The following is a 26,318-nucleotide window of genomic DNA, read 5'->3' on the forward strand; positions in this document are numbered from 1 at the left end:
AACGTCGTGAGACAGTTCGGTCCCTATCTGCCGTGGGTGTAGGAGAATTGAGAGGATCTGTCCTTAGTACGAGAGGACCGGGATGGACGTACCTATGGTGGACCTGTTGTGGCGCCAGCCGCATAGCAGGGTAGCTAAGTACGGACGGGATAACCGCTGAAAGCATCTAAGCGGGAAACCCACCTCAAAACGAGTTCTCCCTTGAGAGCCGTGGAAGACGACCACGTTGATAGGCCGGGTGTGGAAGTGCGGCAACGCATGGAGCTTACCGGTACTAATAGCTCGATCGGCTTGATCACTCTCATTATCCGTGTCCGCCGGACAGGGAAGATGACCAGACAGCTTCGCCAGACATGAAGACGCCCCAGCGCGGGGCGGGCTTCATGCACAAGTCTGCGTTTCGCCGGCCTGGTGGTTCTTGCGAGGAGCCCAGAACCCGATCCCATTCCGAACTCGGCCGTTAAACTCCTCCGCGCCGATGATACTTCGTCTCAAGACGCGGGAAAGTAGGTCGCTGCCAGGCCTGCCAAGCGCAGACACGCGAAAGCAAAGCTTCGGGATATCTTCTCTTGACGAAGCCTGACAGAAAAACGCCGCCCTTCGGGGCGGCGTTTTTATTTGTGCCGATCGATGCGCCGGCATGCGCCTGGTCGATGGCGGGCGGCCGGATCGCTCCGGCCGGCTGGCCTCGCCTCACCACATCATGGTCCAGTAGATCGGCGGCAGCTCCTCGTCGTCGCGCGGCTGGAAGGATTTCTGCCAGTCGCGGAACATGCCGCGCAGGCCGCGCTTTTCCGGATCCATGCTGGCAATGCGCTCGTTCATGTCGCGAAGGCGGCGGACCAGCGTCTTCATGAACAGGATGGCGCGTTCCGGATCGCTCTGGATCGAGCCGATGAATTCCTCATAGGTGGTGGCGACGCATTCGGTATCCGTCACCGCCCTGACGGTGGCCGAGCGCGGCCCGGGATCGATCAGGCTCATCTCGCCGAAGACCTCGCCGGCATCGAGGGTACCGACCGCCTTCTCCCTGCTGCCATCGCCGACGACGACCTCGACCTGGCCCCTGACGATGAGGAATGCGGTACTGCCCTGGTCCCCCTCCGCGATGATGATGTCCCCGGCATTGAAGGCGACGGTCTTCATCTCGTGTCTCCCGATTCAACCTGCAGGTCGTTGGTGATCCCGCCGTCACGATAGTCGAGCCGCCCCGCCGGGCATAGGGACGAATCGCGCCAATCCGCCTTTGTCGGGCCGGACGCGGATAGGGGTGCCGCCGATCGGACACCCCGCCGGCGACGGGGCAGGGCTTTCCCGCTTGTCTTTGCCCACTGGTTTCTGGAACAATTTCAGATTGTCGCCCCCGGCCGAGCACCCGAGGCGACAGAGGGGGGCATAGGAAATGGACTATGCGTCGTTAATCGGCTTCTTCGCGGCGGGCGTCAGCATCGCAACCATGTCGATGAAGACGATGGTGCCGCTGCGCATCGTCGGCATCTGCAGCAACATCACCTTCGTCATTTACGGCCTGCTGATCTGGAGCCTGCCACTGCTGGCGCTGCATGCGGTGCTGCTGCCGCTCAACGTCTATCGCCTTCGCGAGATGCTGAAACTGATCCGGGACGTCAGGACGGCCAGCGAAGGCAGCCTGTCGATGGACTGGTTGCGGGCCTATGCGACCGAGCGCGCGATCGTCGCCGGCGACATCCTGTTCCGCAAAGGCGACGCGGCCAACGAGATGTTCCTGCTCGTCGCCGGCCGCCTGCGCCTGAGGGAGCTCGACATCGAACTCGAGCCCGGCGTCGTCGTCGGCGAAATGGGGCTGCTGGCGCCGGGGCGGGAGCGGACGCAGACGCTCGAATGCATCGAGGATGGGGAGGTTCTCCGCGTCACCTATGACAAGATACGTGAGCTCTATTTCCAGAACCCCTCCTTCGGCTTCTACTTCCTGCAGCTCACCACGTCGCGCCTGTTCGAGAATATCGGGCGGCTCGAGACACGGCTGGCCGAACGCGAGCGGGAAGTCGAGCATCTCCACCGGAAGGCGGCGGAATAGCGCATCGGCGGCGCGCGACGGGCGTCGCCCGCGGCCTCACTCGACCGGGGTCACCGCCGGCGGCTGCCATTTCTCCTGGATGATCGGTGCCTTCGGCCCATAGGCGCGGAAGGTCAGCGAGAAGGGGCTGCCCGCCCTGGAAGGAAGCCAGTTGCTCTCCGGCACGCCCTCCACCGGCTTCGGCCCGATGGCGATCTTCATCGACCCGTCGGGCTCGGGCACGAGGTCCGAATAGGTGTTGAAGTTGTAGCGATTGAGCGAATTCGACACGACCTTGTAGTCGGGAACGCCGACGAGGATGACCGACCAGTAGGAATTGACCTGGGCTTGCGGCAGCGCGTCGGCGGGAAAGTGCATGACATAGCTTGCCGAACCGTCGAGCTCCTTGTCGTTGGAATCGCGCAGGCCGACGAAGTAGATCACTTCGCTCGGCACGTTGGCCCAGATGCCGAGGAGGTTGGCGGACGTCCGGGCCCGGTAGTCGGCGCCGTAATTGCCGCTCCGGTCGGCGACCATCCAGTGGTTGAGATAAGGTACCGATTTCGTCAGGGCATAGTCCAGGAAGCCCGGGATGACCTTATCCTTCAGCATTCCGTCGATGCTCGCTCGGGCCTCATCGCCGGAGGCGACGTAATCGGCGATCGCGTAAACCTGCTGCTGCGTCTGCGCGGCAAGGGGGTTGATGTCGAGTGCGCTGGCCAGGATCGGCCCGGCATGATCGAAGATGGTGGAATCGACCAGCTTCTCGTTGTCGATCTCGGGGATGGTCGGCGGCGGCGCGATCCTCGGGGTCCCCATCGACCGGAGCATGAACTGCTTCTGCAGCGCGACGGCGCCCTCCGGATCGCCCTTCAGCTCGACCCGGCCCAGCAGCTTCGCCTTACGGCCATGGAGGGTGATCCTGACGGCGCCTTCAGGGATCGGCGCGGTGCTGCCGGGAGCGACGAAGGCGAAGGTGCCGTAAGGCATCGAGGGGAAGGTGCGTTGGTTGATGTTGACGATCACCTCGCCCCATTCGTCGAGGATCTGAACCGTGTAATAGCGCCCCTCGATCTTCGGTACTTCGAGCAGGGCCGGCGTATCGTCGTCGACCGCGATCCAGGCCTCCAGATAGGCCACGTCGAGATTCGGATTGACGAAATCGGCGGTGCCGAGCGGGTTGTAGTGGATGACGTTATATTCGAAATCCGCCGCCGCCGCGTCGATATGCTCCTGCCGGATCGCCAGGCCGCGACCGAGAAGATAGACATAGGCGTCGCTCAGCGTCTCTTCGTCGGGTGCATCGGCAGCGAAGGCCGGGACCGACGCGAGCAGGATCGCCAACACCGCCGCTGATATGGCCGCGATCGGCCGGACGAGAAGGCTTCGGGTCACAAGGGTCATCGCTTTCCTTCCGGATTTCTTGTCGCCTCGGAGCGGAGCCGGCATCAGCGACGCCACACGCACTGCGCGCGGCGGCTCGAACGCCCCTGGTCCGAGCAATAGCGTGCGGCCGGTCGGTGAGGCAAGCCGGGCAATCACCTGCGTCGCCGTTTCGGCCACGATCCCGGTCGTATGAAAGGCACGGCTATCGCCGGTACCCCGGCACGCGGCTGAGGGTCCATGCGACGGGGTCGTCGACCCAGGCATGGGTGACGAAGTCGTCGTGGACGAGGTCCGGGTCGGTGGCGAAGAAGGCGACCGTGCCCGGCGTGAGTTTTGACGGCAGGCGGCGCGAGAAGCGCGTGCCGCGCTCGGTCAGGAGCTGGCGCAAGACCGCGTTGTTGGCGGCGGCGGATTCGGTGAAGGCGCTGAACAGAAACGCGGACTCCTTGTTGGCCGCGATCCAGCCGGCGAACTGGTCCTCCTCGGCATAGACCGCGTCGAGGAGCACGAGCCCGAGGATGCGGTCCGCCGCCCCGCCGACGCCGACGGCGAAGGCGGCCGGATTGTAGCCGCCGCTATAAGCGACGATGACGACCGGGAGCTTCGCGAAGGCGGAGGCTTTCGACTCGTCCCCGTAGACGGAGGCGATCCTGCCCGCCGCCTCGTCGAGGTAGCGCGCGAAGATGCCCGGCGTCCAGAAGTTGCCGGAGCTCGAATCGAGCGCATCGACCGCGAATTGCGGCGCGAGGAGAACGGCATTGAGCCCCGACTTCGCGACCTGATGCGGGACCCGCTGGCGGTCGACGACGTCACGGGAGAGCGTCGCCTGGTTGCCGTGGAAGAAGACGACGATGACCGCCGGATGGTCGATGTCGAAGCCCTTCGGGACGTAGATCAGCGAGCGCCGGTCGGAATAGGTCTCGTCCTCCCAGTAGACCTTGCCGGCGCGCGGCGAGGTATGGCCGTGGCGGCCGTTCTCGACCGTGTCGATGAAGGGGATGTCCTTGCGCGGGATGATGCCGCGATAGGGGAAGGGCGCATTCTCGAACGAGACATAGGCGCCCTTCGCCTCGGCGAGGGGCGCGGAGGTGGCGGGGCCGTTGCCGTTCATCAAGGTCGCCACTCCACCGGTCAGGGCGAGCGCGACGCCGAGCGCCCGCCGACCCGCCTGTCCGCCGCTGGTCACGCCGGCTCCGGCGTCGCGCGGTCGCGGAGCGGGGTCAGCAGCGCGAACAGACCGGCGATCGCCAGGAGGTAGGCGACGGCGCTGGTATTGAGCACCGCCGACAGGCCGAAGGCCGTCGCCAGGATCGGCACCAGGGCGGCGCCGACGACGGAGAAGCACCCGTTGATGCCCCATGCCCAGATGAACATCTCGTCCTTCCCGAGCCGCGCCAGCCAGGTCATGGCGACCGCCATCGGGAATCCCATCAGGAAGGCCGGCGGCGCGATCAGCGCGAAGCATATCGCAAGACGCCAGCCATAGGCAGTCGTGCCGATCCACCCAAGCAGCGGATCGAGCAGGGAGCCGTAAGCGAAAAGGAGCGCGGCGATGGTGACGAAGATCACCGGCATCACCGTCCGGGCGCGATCGGTGAAGCGTGCCGACACCAGGCTGCCGAGGCCGGAGAAGACCAGCATGCCGGCGATCAGCACCGAGGCCGAGACCGTTGGATGGGCGAGCGACAGCGTGAAGCGGCTGATCAGGCCGACCTCGACCACGATGTAGCCAAGCCCGAGGCAGGCGAAGTAGAGCACCGTGCCGGCCTTGCCGGGCGTGCGGCTGAAGGCGGCGCGCCAGGCGAAGACGACGGGGATGATCACCAGCGTCGCCGCGAGGGCGCAGGCGATCGCCAGCGTCGCCCAGAGCAGCAGATAGCCCCACTCGTCCTGGAAGAGCTCCAGCCGGTCGACGGTCCGGGTCAGGTCCTGGGGTTTCACATAGGCGGCGAAATAGGGCCTGTCATTGGTCAGCGGCCGGGTGTCGAAGAGGTAGGCGTCGGCGAAGGCCGGCCAGTCGTGGCTGACGAGCGCCCGCCAGGCGAGCCGGGCGACCTCGACCGACGGCAGCGGGGTCGCATCGCCGTCGTCGATTTCGTCGTCGGTGCCCTCGGTGGTCGGGTCTTCCGGCGTGGGCGCGGGTTGCGCCGCGCTGCCATCGCCGAAGATCGATTGCCGGTAGTCGTCGAGGACGTCCCTTTCCATGGACGCCTCGTAGACCAGGCCGGGCGAATAGATCTCGTCGAAGGACATCTCCTCCGTATAGGCGCGGAGCCTGTCGATCTCCTCCGCGGTGAAGCCGCCGCGCTTGTAGAGGACCGTGGTGGTGGACAGGTAGCTCGAAGCGACAAAAAGGGCGTTCGCGGCGGTCGCCGGATCGAATTCCTCGGCCGCCTCGCTGATGGTGGCGTAGAGCTTGAGGATCGATTTCGGCGGCTCCTCCTTGTTCCACAGCGTGACCGAGAGGATGCCGCCGTCGGCCAGCGCGTTCATGTAGTCGAGCATCGCCTCGCGGGTGTAGGTGTATTTCTCGACGATGGCGAAGCCGCCCGGGTTGGAGAGCCCGACCGAGTCGGCGAGGCTGAGGTCGATGACGTCGTAGCGCTTGTCGGTTTCGGCGAGGAAGAGCCGCCCGTCATAGTCGACGATCGCGACCCTCGGGTCGTCGACCAGATCGCTGGTGAAATCGCGCAAGGGGTCGGTGCGGAACGCGGCGAGCACCGCGGGGTTGCCGATCGCGGCGGTGACGCGGGGCGCCCCGGCGGCAAGGGCGACCATGGTCGAGATGCCGCCGCCGAACTGGACCACGAAGGTCTCCGGCTCGTTCTTGACGACGTAAGGGTAGTAGCTCGGCAGATAGAAGAAATAGTCGCGCTCCGCCTCGTCGAGCGCACGCATCACGCCTTCGGGGCCGTCGCCGTCGATATACATGCCGACGAAGGTGTTGGGTGGCAAGTCCGGAAGGTTGAAGGCCGCGTTGTCCGACTGACCCGGCGCGAAGTGCATGTAGGAGCTGGCGTAGACCTGGAGGTCGCCGAAGGGCGAGACATTGCGGTAGACCCGCTCCGCGTCCGGAAAATTCCTGGCATAGGCGACACCCTTGTAGGGCGAGGTGGCGATTGCCGGGATATCGAGGGCGCCGGGCAGGAGGTGATAGCCGCCGATGGTGACGGTCGCGATCGCCAGAAGGGCGGCCAGCCCGCGCCGTTCGGCGAGGCCGAGGTGCCAGGAAAGGCCGCCGAAGGCCCAGAGCAGGAGAGGGAAGGCGATGATCGCTTCCGGCGCGAGGAGGTACATCGCGCCGAGGATGCCGAGCCCGGCGATGCCCGAGCCGGTCAGGTCGGCGAAATAGGCGCGGCTGAAGGCCTCCCGGCTCTTGAGAAAGACGATGCCGAGGAAGAAGGCGGCCGCGAGGAACGGCATCAGGTAAAGCAGGAAATTCGCCAGCAGGCGCCACTTCTGCGACGGGTCGGAAACCAGGAAGACCGGATTGAAGGGCAGCGCCTGCGCGATCAGCGTCGCGGCGACGGTCAGCGGGCCGAAAAGGACGAGGGCCGTGCCACCCGCGCCGCGCCAGTGACGGTCGAACCATGGGCGCGCAAGGCACATGATGACGCTGGCGAGGCCGAAGCCGAGCATCGCGAGGCTCACCACCAGCGAGCCGAAATGCACCCAGCTGCCGACCGCGAAGACGCGCATGAGCGCTATCTGCAGCGCGATCACGGCGCCGGCGACGAAGGCCACGGCAAGGTAAAGGGCCAGGTTGGCCGGTCCGGCAAAGGGCGCGTCCCGTGCCGCAGCGGTGGCGGGCGTCATCGGCGGGGGACCATCGCCCTACTGGTTGTGGGTGCCGACAATCTCGTCGCCTTCGAGCTTGGTGAACGGCACGAAGGGCACCACCGATCCCCTGTAGATGTCGGACCGCTTGACCCGGACGCCACCGAGAAGCCCCTTCTTCTTTTCGACCTTCAGCACATGCTGGGCGCCGGGCGGACCGATCGGGATGACCATGATCCCGCCGACCTTGAGCTGGCGGAGCAGCGGCGGCGGAATGTGGTCGATACCGCAGGTGACGATGATCTTGTCGAACGGCGCGGCCTCCTCCCAGCCGTAATAGCCGTCGGCATTCTTGGTGGTCACCGCCTGGTATTCGGTATAGCCGCGGGAGATCAGCTTGTCGTAGACGCCGCGCGTCCTCTCGGCGAGCGGCTTGATGATCTCGATCGACCAGACCTTGTCGGTGAGATTGCAGAGATAGGCCGACTGGTATCCGGAGCCGGTGCCGACCTCGAGCACCTTGTCGCCGCGCTGGACGTCGATTGAACTGGTCATGCGACCGACCAGATTGGGGCCGGAAATGGTGACGCCGTAGCCGATGTCGAGGAAATCGCGGTCATAGGCCCGCGCCAGGTTCTTCTCCAGGCAGAATTCCTCGCGGGGAGTCATCAGGAAGGCCCGCTTGTCGCGATCCGTGAACAGGTCGCGATGTCCGACCATATGCTCGAAGCGGTCGTAGCGCCGGCCGAGCAGATCAGGGTCCTCGCCGCGATTGGTCACCATCCATGCAATGTAGATGTCCTTCGACGTCGTCGGCGGCATGGCGCGCCAGTCATAGAGGACGGGCACGTCCGCCAGGCCCCGCCGGGGCAGCAGCGCGGAGCCCGCGAATGCGGCCGCGCCGCCGATCATGAAGTCGCGTCTGTTCACGTCGTCCGTCCCGTTGTCTGTCCTGTTCAGTCGGGCTTGTCTTGAAGGGCAGGATACAGACCCGACCGCCGTGACGGAAATAAGATCACGCCTCCCACCTCTTCGAGACGATCCGGCGTCCGGCCGAAGCCGCCTCCGCGCGCCCCGGCGGCGGTGGCCCAGGAGCCCGCCGCCGGCGAAATTCAGATCAGCTATCAGACTGATACAAAAGCGAAATTCGACGTAGCCCGCAACAGACCCCAGGGATTGACCGCGGGGTGGATCAGGCGCTGCGACCGGTTGACCATGATGGAGATAATTCCGGTCGCGCAGAAGGCCCGCGGCCAGGACATGTCATGACCAGGCCCTGTGGCCCGATCGACCCGGGACGAGAGGCCGGCGGCAGAACGAAATCACCCGTCCGGCCGGTGCCGACCGGGCGAAGGCGCGCCGGCAATCGCCCGTCGAGGCCGGACTTGCCGGGTCCGGCCTCGAAACCGCTCCGCGATCGCTACCCCATGACAAAGACCGCCTTCTCGGTCTTTCGTTGGTCGAAGAGACGGAACGCGGTCTCCGCCTCATCGAGGCGGAAGGTATGCGTCGCGAGCCGCTCGAGATCGATGTCGCGGGACACGATCGTGTCGACGATGTCCGCGTATTCGTGGATGCCGAAATACCACGAACCGATGAGGCTGACCTGCTTGCGGATGAGCTGGTCGCTGGGGCGGATCGTGGTCTCGGCCGCCTCGCCGACGAAGGCAACCCGGCCCAACGGCTTCACCGCATCGAGCGCCATGTTCTGCGCGGCACCGTTGCCCGAGCAATCGATCGCAGCCGACAGGCCGACCCCACCGGTGAAGGCGTCGAGACGCTCGCGGGCGGCAGCCGCCGTCGGGTCGATGGTGAGATCGGCGCCGAGATCCTCGACGAAAGCACGGCGCTCGGCGATCGGGTCGAGCGCCACGACGCGGCCGCCGAGCGCCTTTGCCGCCAGGACGCCGCTCGATCCCATCGGCCCAAGGCCCCAGATGCCGATCGTCGACGCGCCGGACACGCCGAGCTTGCGGCAGGCACTGAACAGGGTGCCGAAGGCGTCGGTGGAAATCGCCGCCGCGACATAGGACATCGAATCCGGGATGGCCAGGCAGTTCCGCTCCGGCACCACCAGATACTCGGCATTGCCGCCATCGGCGGTGAAGCCGAGGCAGGACCAGTCCCGGCAGAGATGGAAATTGCCCATCCGGCAATAGCCGCAGACGCCGCAGCCGACGGCGAGGTAGACCGCGACACGGTCGCCAATCGTGAACTGGCGGACGCCCTCGCCGGTCCTGACGATCCGGCCGGCCGGCTCGTGGCCGGTGATGTTGCCGCCGGCCTTGCCGCCGCCGACCACGGCGTTGCCGTAGTAGAGACTGAGGTCGCTGCGGCAGATGCAGGATGCCTTGACCTCGATCAGCACCTCGCCGACCCCGACCGAAGGAACATCGACCTCGCGGATCTCGACCTGCCTGTTGCCCGGAAGAAAGACGGCCTTCATCAACCCGCTCCTCCCCTGCCGCTACGAGACGAGCGGCTTGACATATTCGTAGGCCCGCCGGGCGATGTTGTCGGGCTCGACGGCGCGCGTATCGAAGCCGATCTCCATGGTCAGGTAGCCGTCAAAGCCGACCTCGCGAAGCGCGTCGATCAGGGCCGGGTAGTCGACCTTGCCGTCGCCCGGCGCCGAGCGAGCGACGTCGGCAAGATGGACGTGGCCGAGGTCCCTGCCCATGCGGCAGACGTAGTCGGTCGGCACCTCGTTGCGGTAGAGGCAGTGGTAGGTGTCGAACATCACCTTGACGTTCCGGCGGCCCGACTCCCGCATCAGGCGGAGCGCGCCATCGCAGGTCTCGACGAGGTTGCTGTCGGCCGATGTCGGCTCGACGACGACCGTCACGCCGAGGTCATCGGCATAGGCCGCGACGTCGGTCAGCGCATCGCGGGTCCAGTCCCATGCCTGCTCGGCCGGCGTGCCGAAGACCTGCCATCCGGCCACGTAGAGGAGCGTCTTCCCGCCGAGGTCGGCGCACAGCCTGGCGACTTTCCTGTACTGGTCGATGGCGGCGTCGCGTTCCGCCGCCAGCGGCGAAGCGACGTTGAAACCGGGGCCGCCGCCCGGCGCCGGCAACATGCTCGACACGGCGATGCCATTGTCGTCGAGGTGCCGCCTGATCCCGGCCCGGGCCGCGTCGTCGAGATAGTCGGGATAGGCGTGAGGCGCCGCGGCCCCGATCTCGATCCCGTCATAGCCGATCCGCGCCAGGCGCCGGATCGTCTCATCGAGGGGATAGGAGGGCACCCAGACCGGAAAGCTGGAATAGACCCAGGTATTGAAGGCAAGTCGCATGACGTCCCTCCGGCATTACTCCCGCTCCAGGGCGTGAACGACGACCGCCAGGGGCTGCTCCATGCAGTCGGCCTCGCGCCGCCAGTCGGCGAAGGCGCCGTAGGCCGACCAGATGGTCGAACCGGTCGGCATCTCGGGGTACTCGTTCTCGCCGTTGGTTCCCCAGTTGACCCAGCCGCTGTCGTAGCGCTGGACGATCTGCATCCGCGGCACGACCCGGTTGACGTAGCGGACGAAGGCGTAGCCGCTGAGCGGGCTATACTCGCAGGTCTTCTGCGCATTCAGCGGAAAGATGGTCTGCTGCGGCTCGCGGTTCACATCCACCGCATCCTCGGTGAACTTCATCAGGTTGTGGTCGCGGTCGGACCAGACGATGTCGTTTGCCGACCGCCAGATGCGGTCGACCTCCTCGCCGAGGACGCCTTCCGGCAACGCCCCTTCGATCACGCAGAACATCCGCCAGTAATTGTCCCAGTGCCAGCTTGCCGGGTCCTCGCTGCGGTCGATGCCGAGCTTGTCCATCGCCGCGTTGACGGCCTCGGGATTGCGTGCCTGCAGGTCGCGGAGGCGCTCCAGAAGGATCTCGGCATAGAGGTCGCCGGCGCGATAGCGGGTGCCGTCGTGATGGCGGTAGGTGGACAGGCGGAGGTTGTTCTTGCCGCTCTCGATCTCGTCTCCGACCGTGATGCGGTTGCTGCATGGCCGGCCGTCGATCGTCGTCTCGTAGTCGTCGACATAGTAGCTGCGCACGAACCAGTGCGAGCCGTAGTAGAAGGTCCACCATATCTCGATGGTCTTGCCGCGGAGCTCCGGCAGCAGGCCGTCCGGCACCGTGCCGCGCATGCGGTAGCGGCACATGACCGGTCCCTCGACCACCGGCTGGACATCGATCACCATGTGGGCCGGCGGATTGACCAGTCCGTTCTCGGGCGTGAAGAAGGGGCCGTAGACGCCGCCAAAGGCGTTCTTGTTGCCGTGGATCAGGTTGATCGCCTGATCCTTGTGCTCGAAGTGGCGGATGCCCCATTTGCTGCCGCCGTCGCCGCCACCGGTGCCCCGGCAGATCTCCAGTTCGTAGATGCCGGTGTCGAGCCGCCGGACCCCGTCGCCGAGCTTCGGGTCGAGCAGACGGATTCCATCGCCTTGCAGCGGGCCCGGAGCGTCGCCGAGGAGCGCGTAGTAGCGCGCTCGGCCCTCCCCCGGCGCGAGGTCGGCGATGAAGCAGACCGTGGCGAAGGTCAGCCGTCCGTCGTCGCCAGCGGTCGCGGCGGTGACCTGGCTCAGCACCGGTTCTCCGGCCTCGGTGACGATGACGATGCCGTCGCCGGCGGGGCGATAGATCGGGAATGTCAGCGTGACCTCGACCGGCTCGCCGGATCGGCCGCGGCCAGATGCATCGACCAGGTCGATTGCAACGCGGTAGCGGAAGGACGCCCGCCAGTCCTTGCTCATGTCAGCCCTCCCAGGTCATGCATCGAGGCGTTCGCCGGTTTCCGAATCGAAGAGATGGATGTCGGCCGGATCGGCCGAGACGTTGATATCCTCGCCCGCCGAAACCAGCACGCGATCGGTCGTCTGGATCAGGATTTCGGAATCCGCCCAGCGACAGAGCAGGATGGTCTCCACCCCGGTCGGCTGCACGTCCTTGACGGTGCCCCGGAGCGGCCCGTCGCCGACGATGCGCAGGTGGTGCGGGCGGATGCCGATCGTCGCCGGTCCCGATGTCCGGCGGGTGCCGGCCTCGCCGAGCGGCACCGGCGCCTGGCCGGGGACGCGCAACACGAGTCGGGAGCCATTGGTGGCGAGTTCGCCGTCGATGAAGTTCATCGCCGGCGAGCCGACGAAGCCGGCGACGAAGCGATTCTTCGGCTTGTCGAAGACCTCGAGCGGCGATCCGATCTGCTCGATGATGCCGCCATTCATCACCACGATCCGGTCGCCCATGGTCATCGCCTCGACCTGGTCGTGGGTGACATAGATGGAGGTCGTGTTGAGATGGTGGTGGAGTTCCTTGATCTCGCCGCGCATGTGGACCCGAAGCTGGGCATCGAGGTTCGACAGGGGCTCGTCGAACAGGAAGACCTTGGGCGAGCGGACGATGGCGCGCCCCATCGAAACACGCTGCCGCTGACCGCCGGACAGTTCGCGCGGATAGCGCTCGAGGAGCTGCTCCAGTCCCAGCGTCTTCGCGGCCTGATGGACGCGCGCGCGGATCTCGTCCTTCGGGGTATGCCGCAGGCGCAGGCTGAAGGACTGGTTGTTGAAGACGTTCATGTGCGGATAGAGGGCGTAGCTCTGGAATACCATGGCGACGTTGCGCTCTTTCGGTTCCAGCGGGTCGACGCGCCGGTCGCTGATCCAGATCTCCCCGGCCTCGGCCCGTTCCAGTCCAGCGACGATGCGGAGGAGGGTGGTCTTGCCGCAGCCCGACGGGCCGAGAAGGATGACGAATTCCTCCCGCTCGATGGCGAGGTCGACGCCCTTGAGCACCTTGGTGCGGCCGAAGCTCTTTTCGACGCCGCGGATGCTGACGCTTTCGGCGGCCTGTTTCATTTTACGGCTCCCATGGTCACGCCCCGGCGGAAGCTGCGCTGGGTGAGGATGTAGAGGATGAGGATGGGAACGAACATGATCACGCAGGTCGTCGCGACGAGTTCGTAGTTGAAGGTGAAGCGGCCCATGAAATCGATGATCGAGACGGCGAGCGGCATGAGCTCCTGCTTGGTCGCGATGACCAGCGGCAGGAAGAAGCTGTTCCACGTCCACAGGAACTCGATGACGGCGAGGGCGCTGATCGCCGGCAGCCCGACCGGGATCATGACTTTCATGAGAAGCTGGAGGTCGGTGCAGCCGTCGAGCCGCGCGGCATCGACCAGATCCTTGGGGACCTCGCGGAAGAAGGTGGTCATCAGGAAGATGCCGAAGGAGAGGCCGAGCGCGATCTGCGGCAGCACGAGCCCGACAAAGGTGTTGAGCAGGTTCGCCGACTTCAGGAGCTGGTAGACGGGGATGAGGATGGAGACCTCTGACACCATCAGCCCGACGAGGACGAGAACGAACAGGAGCTGCCGTCCGACGAAGTCGAAGACCGCGAAGGCATAGGCAGCGAGCAGCGACAGGGCGATCGTGATGATCGTCACCGAACCGGCGAAGAGCAGGCTGTTGATGACCGCCCGGTAGTAGCCGCGCTGGATGACGATCAGCGGGTAGTTGTCCCACTTCGCGTCATGCGGCAGGGCGAAGACGTTCTGGATCAGCTCGGCCTGCGACTTCAGCGAGGTGACGAACATCAGATAGACGGGGAACAGCGAGATCAGCACGAAGATGATCAGGAAGCCGTGGGTGCCGATCGCGGATGCCAGGCGTTTCAGTTGGTTTCGCATCGCTGGGCCTCAGGCGCGTCGCATGACGTTGCGGATGACGACTAGGCTCATCAGCAGGATGATAGCGGTGAGCACCATGCTCATCGCCGCGGCGTAGGTGACCTCGCCCTGGCGAATGAACAGGTCGAACATGTAGACCGCGACGATCTGGGTGCTGTTGTCCGGGCCGCCCTTGGTCGCGACGTAGATGATGTCGAAGAACTTCATCGACCCGATGATCGTGTAGACGATGACGAACATCAGGGTCGGGCGGAGGAGCGGCAGGGTGATCGACCAGAAGCTCTGGAAGCTGTTGGCGCCGTCGATACGGGCCGCCTCGTAGATCTCGGGGTCGATGCTCTGCAGGCCGGCGAGGAAGATGAGGGCGCAGAAACCGTAGTAGCCCCAGCTTCCGATCATGTTGACCGCGACCAGCGCCGTGCCGGTATCGCCCAGCCAGGGCTGGCTCAGCCCGCTGAGGCCGATGATGTCGAGCAGCTGGTTCAGCGCGCCGAATGTCGGGTTGTAGATCCAGCCCCAGACGATCGCCGCCATGATCGGCGCGACCGTCACCGGAAGGAAGAACACCGCCGCATAGAACAGGCGGCCGCGTCGGCCGACCAGGAGGACCGCCAGGACAAGCCCGATGACCACCGGGATGACGATGCTGAGCCCGACCCAGGCGAGATTATGCAGGAGAGCCCGGTGGAAGAGATCGTCGCTGAGGAGCTTGCGGTAATTCTCCAGGCCGACGAAGTAGTAGTCGCCGGTTCGCGTGGAGTCCGATCCAAGGAAGCTCAGGTAGAAGTTCTTGGCGATTGGATAATAGATCCAGATGCCAAGATAGAGGATGGCCGGCGCGAGGAAGAGGTATGGGCCGAGACGGCCGCGGGCGTCGATCATCACCCTGCTTTCGTTTTTGATGTCCGGGGTGCGGTCGGCGCCGCAACCGGGCGGCGCCGACCTCGGGAGGGGCCGGGTTGGTCTAGGGAGCCCAGACCTCTCCGGCCTGCTTCGCCTCTTCCATCTGCTTGTCGAGCTTGGAAAGGAAGTCCTCAGGCGACGTCTCGCCGGTCAGCACGCCCTGGATGTCATTATACATGACGAAGGTGACGCGCGGCGGCGCAGTGGTGTGGAACGCGTCGACGTTCCTGTCCTGCATCGCCTGCCCCTTGGCGAAGGCCTGGGCGATCAGATCGGAGACGCCGTAGGCCTTGAAGTCGATCGGGGTCTTCTGGATCGGGATGGTGTAGCCCTTGCCGACCCACGTCTCCAGCCACTTGGGATTGGAGACGAACTCGATGTATTCGGCGGCGAGGTCCTTCACCTCCGAGCCTTCCCATATGTACCAGGCGGAGCCTTCCGACATGTGGGTGGCCTGGGGGTGCTCGTCGTCGAAGGCGGGCATATAGAAGATGTCGAGCTTGTCCTCCGGCATGTTCTCCACGACGGCGTGGATCACCCATGTGCCGGTCCAGATCGCCGTCGCCTGCCCGGAATAGAACTGCAGCAGCGAGTCGTTGTAGGACGTGCCGTTGAAGCCCGGGCTGAAGCAGTTGTGCTCGACCATCTGCAGGATCATGTCGAGCGCCTTCCTGGGCTCGGCCGAATTCCAGTCCTGCCGGTCCTGGAGGAGATCCAGGCCGACCTGACGGCCGCCGACAAGGGCGGTGACGTCGGTCCACATGTTGACGGCCGGCCAGAGGTCCTGGTTGCCAAGGGCGATCGGAATCTTGCCGGCGGCGCTGGCCGTGTCGCACCACGCCAGCACGTCATCAAATGATTGCGGCACGTCGATGCCGAGTTCCTTGAACAGCGCCTTGTTGTAATAGACGTATTCGAGGTCCTGCTCCCACGGATAGGCGTAGAGCTTGCCCTTGAAGCTGTTGCGCTGGATCGCCCAGTCGGGCAGCCGCGCCCACCAATCATACTTGTCGGCATAAGGCGTCAGGTCGGCGAGATAGCCGGCATTGGCGTAGGTGGTCAGGCCGGCGCCCGACGGCCAGGAGTAGAAGACGTCCGGCGCTTCGCCCGACGTCAGGGCCAGCTCGACGGCGTTGCGGATCGGGAAACCGCCGCCGAACACCGAGCGCGAGAAGACGACACAGGGATGTTCGTCCTGGAACGCCTGGTGGATTTCCTCGACCGCCGGCCCGGCGGCGGTCATGCCATAATATTCGAACTGGTCCCAAACCGTCAGGATCTTGCGATCCTCGGGCTTGCATTCCTGGGCTGACGCTGCGGCCGTCCAGGTGACGGCCAGGAACGCCGCGGCCGCCAATGCGTGGGCGGTTAGTTTTGCCATGGGGTCTCCTCCCTGGGAATGGACGCCGCCGTTCCGGCAGCGTCCGGATATGTATGTCCATCAGGCGCAGTCACCACGAAGCACTTAATACAAGTAGTGGCGCCACGGGACTTGAATTTACTCTCGCAATAGTTCTCCATTCAGCAAGACGATAAATAACAGATTGATCATCTTGCTGAATTACAGAGGTATCTGCTGTGTTCGATCACTCTACCCTACGAATAGAGCACGCAAAAGCTGCCAATATTATCATATTGGTAATTTTTATCTCATAATGATAAATTTGCGCATTGGCTGGCTGGCGGCCCGGCTCAGTAGTGGCCGTTGGCCCGCATCAGGGCATCCACCCGGTTCTGGATATTCGCGAGAACCGGCTCCACAGACCTGTCGCCCGAGAGCAAGTCGTGAATCTCCTCCCCGGTGATCGCGATGATTTCGGATATCTCGGGGATCGGCGGCCGCGGCCACATCTGCAGCAACCCGTTCTGTGCCATTTCCTCCACGGCAGCGATCATCGGCGACATGGCCCGGACCTCCGGGTCGGCGCCGACGCTGAAGCGGGGAAAGGCCAGGCTGCCGTTGGTGGCGTAGAGCTTCGCCGCACTCGGCGAGGTCAGCGACTGGAGCGCCACCCACACGTCGTCGACCCGGCCCGGATCGAGGTTGGCCGGTATCGCAAGCGCGTAGCCGCCGAGCGGCGCGATGGGCCGGCCGCGCGGACCGACCGGATGCGGCAGATATCCGGTCCGCCGGAAGGCCGGCGAGGTCTCGTTCAGTTCGAACAACGAGGCAAGCAGCGAGTGGGAATAGGCGCAGGCGGCCTTGCCCTGGGCATAGGTGATCGCGCGGTCGTACCAGGCCATTTCGAGGATGTTGGGTGGCGAATAGTCCTTGAGCTCCATGAGGTACTCGGCCGTCTCGCGGGCGGCGCCGGTGAGGAACATCGGCCGCATCTGCTCGCCGCGCACGTGCTCGGCGTCATAGCCGCGCTGGCGTCGGCGCAGATCGACCACAGCTTGACCGAAGGCGCCGAGGATCATGATGAAGGTGTGCCCGATCGGCGTGCCGCGGCCGCCGTTCCAGGCGATCCCGCTCAAGCCGGCTTCCGGCCGGTGCAGGGCGCGGGCGGCGGCGAGCATCTCCGATGCCGTAGCCGGCGGCTTCAATCCGGCATCGGCGAAGAGGTCCTTGCGATAGACCAGTATCTCCGCCGTGGTCATGATCGGGACGCCGTATTGCACGCCCATGTATCGGCTGCTGGCCAGCGCCTCGGGATGGAAGTCCGCGAGATCGCCCCCGCCATCGCCAATCAGGTCGTCAAGTGGCAGCAGCAGGCCCCGCTGCGCCATTTCGCCGAACCACGGCAGGTCGCAGGCCACGATGTCGTATTTCGACCGCTTGAGCCGGCCGTTGTCGATCACTTCCGCCCGCAACCGGTCGATCGACAGGGCGCGGCTGCGGATCTCGACTCCGAAGATCATCTCGAACTGCTTGCGCAGGGCGTTCATCGCCGTGAATGTCGGATCGGCATGAACCAGGAAGCGGATGCTCTTGCCGAGCGCCAGCTTGGTCTCCAGCACGGCCGGGGGAGGAACGACCCTCGGCGGCGGCGGTCCGGACAGCGCGACGGCGGAGGCAGGCTCCTCATCCTCGTCGGTGTCGATCAGGTCGTTCGTCGTCAGCACCTCGCGCATCCGCACGGCATAGTCCTGCCACCTTGCGAGCAGGTCAGCCGACGGATGAAGCGAGAAGGATCGGCCGGTAGCGGTACGCGCGCGCTTGACGATCAACCCGCGCTTCCACATGTCGTTGATTCCCCGCATCGCGGTCGCAAACGCCATGCCCGAGGCCGCCGCGAGAGCGGCACTGGTGACCAGGCGGCCGGCCAGGTGGCAGCGCATGAGATAGATCACCATCCGCATCTCGCGGTAGCCATGCTTGAGCGGCAGCGCCCGCTCGGCCGCGCTCTCAAGCTGCTCTGCCGCATCGAGGACGGCGTGCATTTCGCTCGGCGCCGCCTGGAACCGCTCCTCCTGACCGGTTTCATAGGGGCCTTCCGGCATGTTGCGGCGATCCTGTCGCCGCCCTGTTCCCCCGTGGTATCGCCGGACAGGTCTGTGACGGGGGCCGCTGGTAGCGCTGGATTTCATGAGGCGATTCGTAGCGAATATCGTCGGCGCCCGGCTAGGAAAATGTGACGGCGCCGGCCGGAGGCCAACGCTCGGCGGGTGCGAAGACATCGCCCGGGCCGGAGCCTGTCGATCCGGTCCGACGAGGATCCCGACACCGATCCCGGCGGCTGACGCGATGTCGCCGACGCGCGGCGGCCCCGCCCTTCCATCCTGCATCCCGCGAGGTGCCCTTGACGGATCGCGGTCCAGCCGCCGGTGCGGGTCGATCCGGCAATCAACTGACGCCTGGAAATTGAAGCCTGGAAATAAAAGAAACTTTCAATATTGCTGAAACTCGAAACAAAGCCTTCAATCGTTGCGGGAGGACGTTCAATGGCTGGCGACATCGATCCGATGCGAAGCCTTTCGGCACTGGCGATCTGCGGCACTGGCGCATTCGCCTCGCTTTCGGAATGGGTGATCAACAACCGGGACAGCGTTGCCGACATGCCGCTGGCGGAGGTCGCCGAGGCGGCCGGCGTCAGCGAGACGACCGTCTTCCGGCTGGCGCAACAAATCGGCTTCTCAGGCTACAGGGAGATGCGGGTCGCGCTCGCCGAGCTGCGCGGCGTGGCGCGGGGACAGAAGGTCTCCGAGCAGTGGATGAGCAAGGGCCACACGGATCCTTATTCGGCGGTCATCAACAACACGATCAACGTCCACTCGCAGATGTTGCGCACCACGGCGGTCCTGGCCGAGCCGACCGCCTTGCGGGCCACCGTGAAAGCGATCCAGGAAGCCCGGGTCATCCAGATCTTCGGTTTCGGCAGTTCGACCGGTCCGGTCGTCGATCTCTATCAGCGGCTGATCCGCTTCGGCTATGTCACGAACCACTACAGCGACCCGCACATCCTCACCGCGGTGACGGCAAATCCGCCGGCCGGCTCGCTGTTTTTCGGCATCTCCTTCTCCGGCCAGTCAAAAGACGTCGTCGATGCCCTGACCTCCTCAAATCGGCAGGGCTTTCCGTCGGTTCTCATCACCAGCCATCCGGACTCGGCCGCCGGTCAGCTTGCCAAGGTGGTGCTCGGTTCCGCTCCGGCCGGCGCGGTGGGCGGCAGCGAAACGGTCGGCACCCGCATCTCCCAGCTGACGATCATCGAGATGATCTGCACCGGCCTGGCGCTGGAGCATCCCCGCAAGAACGAGTTCCTGCGCAACGCGGCGATCATCGAGCGGGAGATCGAGAAGAAACGCGTGGCGGAACAGAGCCCGCCACGAACCGCAAGTGTCTAGAAGATTCGGGTAGTTGAATGACGAAATACGACGACGCGCATATCAGGAAGGAAATCGTAGCGATTTGCAAGAAGATGGCCGGCGAACGCCTTGTCGCCGGCACCGAGGGCAATGTCAGCGCCCGCGCCGACGGCGGCACGGTGCTGATGACGCCCTCGGGCTACAACAAGGGCGACATTACCGAAGAGATGCTGGTCCGCCTGACGCCCGACGGTGAAGTCGTCGAGGGCGACCTGACGCCGACCTCCGAAAAGTGGATGCATCTCGAGTTCTACAAGCAGCGCCCGAAGTCGCATGGCGTCGCCCATGGCCATCCGATCTTCTGCACGGCGTTCGCCGCGGCCCATCGCGACCTGCCGCATCCAGTGCTTCCCGAACTCGTTGCCGTGATCGGACAGATCGCCACCGTGCCCTACGGCCGGCCGTCATCGGCCAAGCTCGCCGAGGCCCTGGCTCCCTACGTCCTGCGCCACAACGTCTTCCTGCTCGAGAATCACGGCGCCACCGCTGTCGGATCCAGCGTGCGTGACGCCTTCCATCGCCTTCAGGTGGCCGAGGCTTATGCCAAGACCGTCTGGGCGGCCGAGACCCTCGGCGGGGTCAAGCCAATGACCATGGCGCAGGTCGCCGATCTGCCGTTGCCGTCCTTCGAATAGTCGAAGCCAACAAGAAACCAACCCAACCATGGGAGGATGACCATGAAGAAGCTACTTCTCTCGACCACCGCCATCGCCTTGTCCGCAATATTCGCCGCCAGCGCAGACGCGGAGGACACCACGGTGACCTATCGCTCCTGGAGCCCGGTGATCCAGACCCTCCAGAAGATGGTCCAGTCGACCGAGGCCGCCATTCCCGGCATCAAGATCGATGTGAAGACCTTCAACTATCCGGAATACCTGGTCGACCTGCAGACCAGGGCGAATGCCGGCGAGATGCCCGACATCGTCGGCCTGGAGCCTGGTGCGCTGACCCAGCAATACCGGGAATACCTGGCGCCGGCCCAGGACTGCGCCGCTTCGGTCTGGGGCGACGACTGGCAGTCCAAATTCTATCCGCTGGCGATCGAGCAGGCGCGGCTCGGCAATCCGTCGGGCGACGAGAATTTCTACGGCCTGCCGGTCCTGACCCAGACGATCAACCTCTGGTACACCGTGCCGGTCATGGAGGATCTCGGCCTCGCGCCGCCCACCACCTATGACGAGCTCAAGGCGCTCGCCGAAGCGGCGCGGGCGGCCGGCTACGCGCCGATGATGATCGGCGCGGGCGACGGCTGGATCCGGCGCGACGTCTATATGCAGCTGATCCACAACGTCGCGCCGGGCCTCATCTACAAGGCCGAGGCGGGCGAGGTTCCGTGGACCGACGAACGCTTCGTCGAGGCCATGCAGATCTGGAAGAACATGTTCGACGACGGCATCTTCCAGGACGGCGCGCTCGGCCTGTCACACTATCCCGGAGCGGTCGAGGTGATCGAGAGCGGCCGTGCCGCGACCTTCCCGATGGGTGCCTGGTGGCAGCAGCAGGCGGCCGTCGACAATCCGACGCCGCTGTCGAAGAACCTCTCGGGCTACGCGGCCTTCAAGTTCCCGGACGTCACGGGCCAAGGCGCCCCGGACGACCTCCTGGGCGGCATCGACGTCATGATCGGAATCTCCAAGGACGCCGACTATGACGCCGCCTGCAAGGTCCTCACCGACTGGATCGGCGGCGCCGGTGCGCAGACCCTGATCAACACCTTCAACGACCTGCCGGCCTTCGTCGGCCTGCGGCCCGAGAAGTTCGGCAGCGACAACCAGGAAGCCGTCTGGGACATGTTCACGAAGGAGTGGCTGCCGACGGTCAAGTATGCCCGTCAGCTCGCCTCGCCGGAGGTGAAGCAGGCCCTGGAGGACGCCCTCGCCGCCGTCGCCGCCGGCGACAAGACGCCGGAAGAGGGCATGGCGATGGTTCAGCAGGCCTACGATTCCAGCAAGGGCTGAGGGAAAACCACCCTCGATTGACTTAGCGAAGCCGGCCGCGCCTCACGCCGCGGCCGGCCACCGGATGAGGTCAGGTTTCGGGTCGATGCGCTTTCCCGCTCACACAGGCACCCAGGGGCTCACGTTCCTGCTCCCCGCTCTCGTCCTCTTCGCCATCTTCGTCCTCTATCCCGCGTTCTACATATTCTATGCCGGGCTGTTCGAATGGGACGGCATCAACCAGGGCGTCTTTGTCGGCCTCGGCAACTTCCACCAGATATTCACCGATGACGGCCCGTTCTGGATCGCGATGCGGAACGCGCTCTACTGGGCGCCGCTGACGATCGTCATCCAGATGGTGCTCGGATTCCTGATCGCCTTCCTGCTGGAAATCCGGACGCGCATGGTGCCGGTGTTCCGGGCGCTGTTCTACCTGCCGGCGATCGTCTCGCCGGTGGTCATCGGCATCGTCTGGCAACGCATCTACAATCCGTTCGGCGGCCTCTTGTCGGATATCGGCATCGCCACCGGCCTGCGCTTTCTTACCTTCTCCTTCCTCGCCAATACCCAGACCGCGATCTTCGCCGTCATCGTCGTGAACATCTGGCAGTGGATGGGATTCTCCATGCTGATGTACATCGCCGGGATGAAGGGGATCTCGCGCGAGGTGCTGGAAGCGGCGCGGCTCGACGGCATCACCACGCGGCAGACCGCGGTCCACGTCGTCTGGCCGATGCTCAGACACGTCCACCTGACACTGGTTCTGCTCGGCGTCATCGGCACGCTGCAGACATTTCCGCTCATCTACATCATGACCAAGGGCGGACCGAACCACGCCACCGAAATGCTGCCGAACTATATCTTCCAGCAGGGATTCATCCTCCAGAACATGGGATACGCCTCGGCGCTCTCCGTCGTGCTTCTCGTCCTGTCGCTCGGGCTCAGTGTCTTCCAGGTCAAGGTACTGGGCGCCCGCTTCTCCTTCGGGGGCCCGGCGTGATCCGGGTTCCGGCGATCACCCGGCGGCTCGCCACCGCTTTCCTGACCGCGCTCGCCGCCGTCTGGATGGTGCCGGTCGCGATGATGCTCGCGGTCGCCCTCACGCCGCCGGAAAAGCGCGTGAGCGGCTTCGGCGGGCTGCTGGTCGACGACGTCAGCCTGCGCAACTTCGGAATCGTCTTTGCGGATGCGCCGATCCTCCACCACCTCTTCAACAGCCTGGTCATCACGCTGACTTCGGTGGTGCTGGTCGTGCTGTTCGGGGCGATGGCGGCGTATGCCTTCGCGCGGATGAGGATCCCGGGAAAGAATCTCTGGTTCTTTCTGCTGATCACGACCCTGATGCTGCCGGTGCCGACCCTGATCGTTCCGCTCTTCCAGATCAACAAGTCGCTCGGCCTGCTCGACACCTATCTTGGATTGATCCTGCCATACACCGCGCTTGGACTGCCCTTCGCCATCATCATCCTGCGCGGCTTCTTCGAGGCCCTGCCGCTGGAGCTCGAGGAAGCGGCCCGGCTCGACGGCGTGTCGCAGCCGCGGATCTTCTGGTTCATCGCCCTGCCCCTGAGCTGGCCGGCGCTCACGGTCGTCGTGATCTTCCAGTTCATGACCAGCTTCAACGAGTTCGTGCTGGCCCTGGTGACGATGGACAGCGACGCGCTCAAGCCGCTCAGCCTCGTGCCGCTGGTCTATAGCGGGCAGTTCTTCACCCAGCCGGGCGCCATGTTCGCGATTCTGACGCTCATCACCGTGCCGGTCGTGGTGGTCTACTTCGCCATGCAGAAGTTCATGATCAGCGGGCTGACGACGGGGGCGGTGAAAGGATGAGCCCGCATCCGGAACGCATTGCGTTGCTCGGGCTCGACATAGGCACGACAAGCTGCAAGGTCATTTGCTACGCCGCCAACGGCGAACGGATCGCCGAGGCGGCAACCGGCTATGCGGTCTCGATGCCACGTCCGGGCTGGGCCGAGCTCGACCCGGCGGACGTCCTCGGCGCGGTGCGGCAGGTGCTGGCCGGGGTTGCGCCGGCCCTCGGGCGATTCGAGCGGCTGGCAATGGCGATTGCGGCTCAGGGCGAAGCCTTCGTCCTGGTGGATGCAGCGGGCGAGCCACTCGCGCCCGCTCCGGTGAGCGTCGACATGCGCGGCCGCGAGGCGATTGCCGCGCTGAATGCCGTTCCCGCCGCGGCCCGCGCGGCCAGGGAGGCGGGCCAGGAGCTTACCTCGCTCACCAGTCTCGCCAAGCTCCTGTGGTTCCGCGATGCGCCGGATGATCTGCTGGGACGGACCGAAAAGGCGCTCTGCGTCGGTGAATTCGTAGCCCGCTACTTCGGCCTCGTACCGGTCATGGATCACTCGATGGCGGCCCGTACAGGGCTGCTCGACGTGCCAAGGAGAGACTGGTCGGCGGAGTTGCTTGCCGCCGCCGGGCTGCCGCGCGACCTCCTGCCGGCGGTCGCGCCTTCGGGGTCCTATGTCGGTACGGTGCCGCGGCAAAGGACGGCGGAATTGGGCCTTTCCCTTCCGATAGAGGTCTATACCGGCGGGCATGACCAGGCCTGCGCCATGCTCGGCGCCGGCGTCACCGACGCGACGACAGCGCTCTACTCGATCGGCACGACCGAGGCGATAGGTGTCCCGACCCGTGACGTCACCGTCGACCTGTCGTCGCTGCATATCCTGCCCTACCCGCATGTGGTCGAGGGAACCCTGGTTCTCCTGTTCGGCAGTCAGCATGGCGGCCGCGTGCTGCCCTGGCTTGGCGGATTGCTCGGGCGGGATGGGGCGATCGTGCCCGAAACCCCGCCCGCGCGGCCCTCAAGCCTGACGGTCGTGCCGCATATGGCGGGGACCGGAACCGTGCTTGCCGCCGACCGCGCCAGGGCGACGATCCACGGGCTCGGCTACGACACGACGCCGGACGAGCTGATCCTGGCAACGCTCGAGGGCGTGACGATGGAACAGGCGCTGGGACTGAAGCGCCTGATCGGCAAGGGGTTCGGGATAGCCGGGTTGCGGGCGGTCGGCGGCGGCGCGCGATCCGACTCGTGGATGCAGATGAAGGCCGACATCATCGGCCTGCCGATCGACTGTCTCGAAGAGCCAGATACCGCCTGCGCCGGCGCCGCGGTTCTGGCTGGCCTCGGCGCCGGCGTCTTCGCCTCGGCCGAAGAGGCCGCGGGCCGTCTCGTCACCATCCGCGGGCGTTTCGCGCCGCGCCGGGAATGGCACGCGGTCTATGCGCGGAAGCTCGCGCTCTACGAAGCGACCTATCGTGCCACGGCTGGCCTCCAGCCACTCCAGGAGGATATCGAGGACGCCGTCGCGCGTCTTGACTGCGTAACGAAGGGAATCGAATGATGGCCGGGCTCATGCTCACCGACGTCAACAAGAAATACGGTCAGGTCCAGACCGTCACCGACGTCAGCCTCGAAATCGGCGACGGCGAGTTCGTCGTCTTTGTCGGACCCTCCGGCTGCGGCAAGTCCACGCTCCTGCGCATGATCGCGGGACTTGAGGAGATCACCAGCGGAACGCTGACAATCGGCGACAAGGATGAAACCCGCACCGAGCCGGCGAATCGCCACATCGCCATGGTGTTCCAGTCCTACGCGCTCTATCCGCATATGACGGTACGCGGCAATCTCGGCTTTGCTCTGCGAATGACCGGGGAGTCGAAGGCCGAGGTCGCGGCCAAGGTCGATCCCGTCGCGTCGATGCTGCAGCTCGAAGCGCTGATGGATCGCAAGCCTTCCCAGCTTTCCGGCGGGCAACGCCAGCGCGTGGCGATCGGCCGCGCGCTCGTTCGCTCGCCACAGGTGTTCCTGTTCGACGAACCCCTGTCCAATCTCGACGCCGAGCTGCGGGTGCAGATGCGGGTCGAACTCGCCCAGCTCCACAAGAAGATCGGCATCACAACCATCTATGTGACCCATGACCAGGTCGAGGCGATGACATTGGCGGATCGCATCGTGGTGCTGAGGGACGGCCAGATCGAGCAGATCGGCACGCCGCTCGACCTCTATCACGACCCGGACAACCTCTTCGTCGCCGGCTTCATCGGGTCTCCCCGCATCAACGAGATCAGCGCGATCGTGGCAGCGGTGGGCGAGCACGACCTGACGCTGACGCTTCCCGGGGAGATAAGCTTTTCCTATCCGCTTCCGGCGCCGCGCCCGAAGGTCGGCGAGCGCCTCACGCTTGCGATCCGGCCGGAGCACCTGGCCAGGGCGGATGACCCCGCCTCAGGCGCCGTCAGGATGAATGTCAACTACTGGGAGCACCTCGGCGGTGTTTCCTACGCCTATGGCTCTCTCGCCGACGGCCAGCCGGTGATCCTGGAGCAGCGCCTGGTCCAGTCGACCTCCGACGCTCCCTCCCTTGCGCTGGCGATCGACCCGTCAAGGGCTTTCCTGTTCAACTCGGCCGGGGACCGGCTGCGCCCGATGTCGTGAGGCCGGTGACGGCGCGCCGGCGACCGGCACGCCAATCCGGCCCGACGACAAATGGGCGGCGAACACCACGGGCCGGTACATAGCCTGCCTCTCCGGTACTTCTCGTAGCGGGCGGTGATGTCAGCACGGCGCTGCCCGGGCCTGATGCCGGCGTTTTCGGCCCGCGCCTTCCCGGACAGCAATGGCTCAAGCTGGTCCTGCTCGAAGCCCCGCTTCAGCAACCTCCGCAAATCGGCCGGCACTCTCAACCATCCACTTCACCCATCTCCGCTCGACCAAGCGGTGTCAGACGGGCATTCTTATGGATGTTCATCCGCTCCTCCGGGGGATCGCC

General features: G+C 65.2%; 21 protein-coding genes and 2 rRNA genes. 10 read left to right on the forward strand and 13 right to left on the reverse strand.

From position 1 onward, the window contains the following. Nucleotides 1–299, forward strand: a 23S ribosomal RNA gene (locus KDJ86_RS08625); the annotation flags it as partial. Between the two features lie 108 nt (nt 300–407). Further along, nucleotides 408–523 (forward strand): 5S ribosomal RNA (gene rrf, locus KDJ86_RS08630). A gap of 170 nt (nt 524–693) precedes the next feature. On the opposite strand, the gene KDJ86_RS08635 is transcribed toward rrf, so the two are convergent. Continuing rightward, the gene (locus tag KDJ86_RS08635; protein WP_291744717.1) at nt 694–1,146 is read right to left on the reverse strand and encodes a Crp/Fnr family transcriptional regulator; all 453 of its coding nucleotides are present in this window, start codon (nt 1,144–1,146) and stop codon (nt 694–696) included. A 256-nt stretch (nt 1,147–1,402) separates the two neighbouring features. On the opposite strand from KDJ86_RS08635, the gene KDJ86_RS08640 reads away from it, so the two are divergent. Beyond that, nucleotides 1,403–2,056 carry a Crp/Fnr family transcriptional regulator gene (locus KDJ86_RS08640; protein ID WP_291744718.1) on the forward strand — a complete coding sequence of 218 codons (654 nt, stop codon included), beginning with the start codon at nt 1,403–1,405 and terminating at the stop codon, nt 2,054–2,056. A 36-nt stretch (nt 2,057–2,092) separates the two neighbouring features. On the opposite strand, the gene KDJ86_RS08645 is transcribed toward KDJ86_RS08640, so the two are convergent. The 12 genes from KDJ86_RS08645 to KDJ86_RS08700 form a co-directional block, all read right to left on the reverse strand. Further along, nucleotides 2,093–3,439, reverse strand: a complete 1,347-nt coding sequence (locus tag KDJ86_RS08645; RefSeq protein ID WP_291744720.1) for a DUF1214 domain-containing protein — start codon at nt 3,437–3,439, stop codon at nt 2,093–2,095. Between the two features lie 184 nt (nt 3,440–3,623). Then, nucleotides 3,624–4,607 (reverse strand): hypothetical protein, encoded by a 984-nt coding sequence (locus KDJ86_RS08650; RefSeq protein ID WP_291744722.1) that lies wholly within the window; start codon nt 4,605–4,607, stop codon nt 3,624–3,626. Further along, nucleotides 4,604–7,237 (reverse strand): hypothetical protein, encoded by a 2,634-nt coding sequence (locus KDJ86_RS08655; protein ID WP_291744724.1) that lies wholly within the window; start codon nt 7,235–7,237, stop codon nt 4,604–4,606. The genes KDJ86_RS08650 and KDJ86_RS08655 overlap by 4 nt, the downstream gene beginning before the upstream one ends. An 18-nt stretch (nt 7,238–7,255) precedes the next feature. Further along, complete coding sequence (locus tag KDJ86_RS08660; RefSeq protein ID WP_291744726.1) at nt 7,256–8,128, reverse strand: protein-L-isoaspartate O-methyltransferase family protein; 873 nt, start codon at nt 8,126–8,128, stop codon at nt 7,256–7,258. Between the two features lie 490 nt (nt 8,129–8,618). After that, on the reverse strand, nt 8,619–9,644 hold the full coding sequence (locus KDJ86_RS08665; protein WP_291744728.1) for a zinc-binding dehydrogenase: 1,026 nt from the start codon (nt 9,642–9,644) through the stop codon (nt 8,619–8,621). A 21-nt stretch (nt 9,645–9,665) separates the two neighbouring features. Beyond that, complete coding sequence (locus KDJ86_RS08670) at nt 9,666–10,493, reverse strand: sugar phosphate isomerase/epimerase family protein (RefSeq protein ID WP_291744730.1); 828 nt, start codon at nt 10,491–10,493, stop codon at nt 9,666–9,668. A gap of 15 nt (nt 10,494–10,508) precedes the next feature. Next, the gene (locus KDJ86_RS08675) at nt 10,509–11,945 is read right to left on the reverse strand and encodes a hypothetical protein (RefSeq protein WP_291744731.1); all 1,437 of its coding nucleotides are present in this window, start codon (nt 11,943–11,945) and stop codon (nt 10,509–10,511) included. A 15-nt stretch (nt 11,946–11,960) separates the two neighbouring features. Beyond that, a complete protein-coding gene (locus tag KDJ86_RS08680; RefSeq protein ID WP_291744733.1) occupies nt 11,961–13,046 on the reverse strand; it encodes an ABC transporter ATP-binding protein in 1,086 nt (361 codons plus the stop codon). After that, nucleotides 13,043–13,876 (reverse strand): carbohydrate ABC transporter permease, encoded by an 834-nt coding sequence (locus KDJ86_RS08685; RefSeq protein WP_291744735.1) that lies wholly within the window; start codon nt 13,874–13,876, stop codon nt 13,043–13,045. The genes KDJ86_RS08680 and KDJ86_RS08685 overlap by 4 nt, the downstream gene beginning before the upstream one ends. 9 nt (nt 13,877–13,885) lie before the next feature. Then, nucleotides 13,886–14,758: a carbohydrate ABC transporter permease gene (locus tag KDJ86_RS08690; protein ID WP_291744737.1), complete on the reverse strand. Its 873-nt coding sequence runs from the start codon at nt 14,756–14,758 to the stop codon at nt 13,886–13,888. 82 nt (nt 14,759–14,840) lie between these two features. Further along, nucleotides 14,841–16,160 (reverse strand): ABC transporter substrate-binding protein, encoded by a 1,320-nt coding sequence (locus KDJ86_RS08695; RefSeq protein WP_291744739.1) that lies wholly within the window; start codon nt 16,158–16,160, stop codon nt 14,841–14,843. Between the two features lie 311 nt (nt 16,161–16,471). After that, on the reverse strand, nt 16,472–18,223 hold the full coding sequence (locus tag KDJ86_RS08700) for an extracellular solute-binding protein (RefSeq protein ID WP_291744741.1): 1,752 nt from the start codon (nt 18,221–18,223) through the stop codon (nt 16,472–16,474). 441 nt (nt 18,224–18,664) lie between these two features. Here KDJ86_RS08700 and KDJ86_RS08705 point away from each other — a divergent pair, with 441 nt between their 5' ends. From KDJ86_RS08705 to KDJ86_RS08735, 7 genes are all read left to right on the forward strand, one after another. Further along, on the forward strand, nt 18,665–19,567 hold the full coding sequence (locus KDJ86_RS08705; RefSeq protein WP_291744743.1) for a MurR/RpiR family transcriptional regulator: 903 nt from the start codon (nt 18,665–18,667) through the stop codon (nt 19,565–19,567). 17 nt (nt 19,568–19,584) lie between these two features. Next, complete coding sequence (locus KDJ86_RS08710; protein ID WP_291744745.1) at nt 19,585–20,223, forward strand: class II aldolase/adducin family protein; 639 nt, start codon at nt 19,585–19,587, stop codon at nt 20,221–20,223. 42 nt (nt 20,224–20,265) lie between these two features. Continuing rightward, on the forward strand, nt 20,266–21,546 hold the full coding sequence (locus tag KDJ86_RS08715; protein ID WP_291744747.1) for an ABC transporter substrate-binding protein: 1,281 nt from the start codon (nt 20,266–20,268) through the stop codon (nt 21,544–21,546). Nucleotides 21,547–21,631: 85 nt separating this feature from the next. Beyond that, a complete protein-coding gene (locus KDJ86_RS08720) occupies nt 21,632–22,525 on the forward strand; it encodes a carbohydrate ABC transporter permease (RefSeq protein ID WP_291744748.1) in 894 nt (297 codons plus the stop codon). Further along, a complete protein-coding gene (locus KDJ86_RS08725; protein ID WP_291744750.1) occupies nt 22,522–23,355 on the forward strand; it encodes a carbohydrate ABC transporter permease in 834 nt (277 codons plus the stop codon). Before KDJ86_RS08720 ends, KDJ86_RS08725 begins: the two co-directional genes overlap by 4 nt. Then, on the forward strand, nt 23,352–24,890 hold the full coding sequence (locus KDJ86_RS08730; RefSeq protein WP_291744752.1) for an FGGY-family carbohydrate kinase: 1,539 nt from the start codon (nt 23,352–23,354) through the stop codon (nt 24,888–24,890). The genes KDJ86_RS08725 and KDJ86_RS08730 overlap by 4 nt, the downstream gene beginning before the upstream one ends. After that, nucleotides 24,890–25,984 (forward strand): ABC transporter ATP-binding protein, encoded by a 1,095-nt coding sequence (locus KDJ86_RS08735; RefSeq protein WP_291744754.1) that lies wholly within the window; start codon nt 24,890–24,892, stop codon nt 25,982–25,984. Before KDJ86_RS08730 ends, KDJ86_RS08735 begins: the two co-directional genes overlap by 1 nt. The last annotated feature ends 334 nt before the right edge of the window (nt 25,985–26,318 follow it).

The sequence above is a fragment of the Bauldia sp. genome (assembly GCF_020442045.1).
Lineage (GTDB): Bacteria > Pseudomonadota > Alphaproteobacteria > Rhizobiales > Kaistiaceae > Bauldia.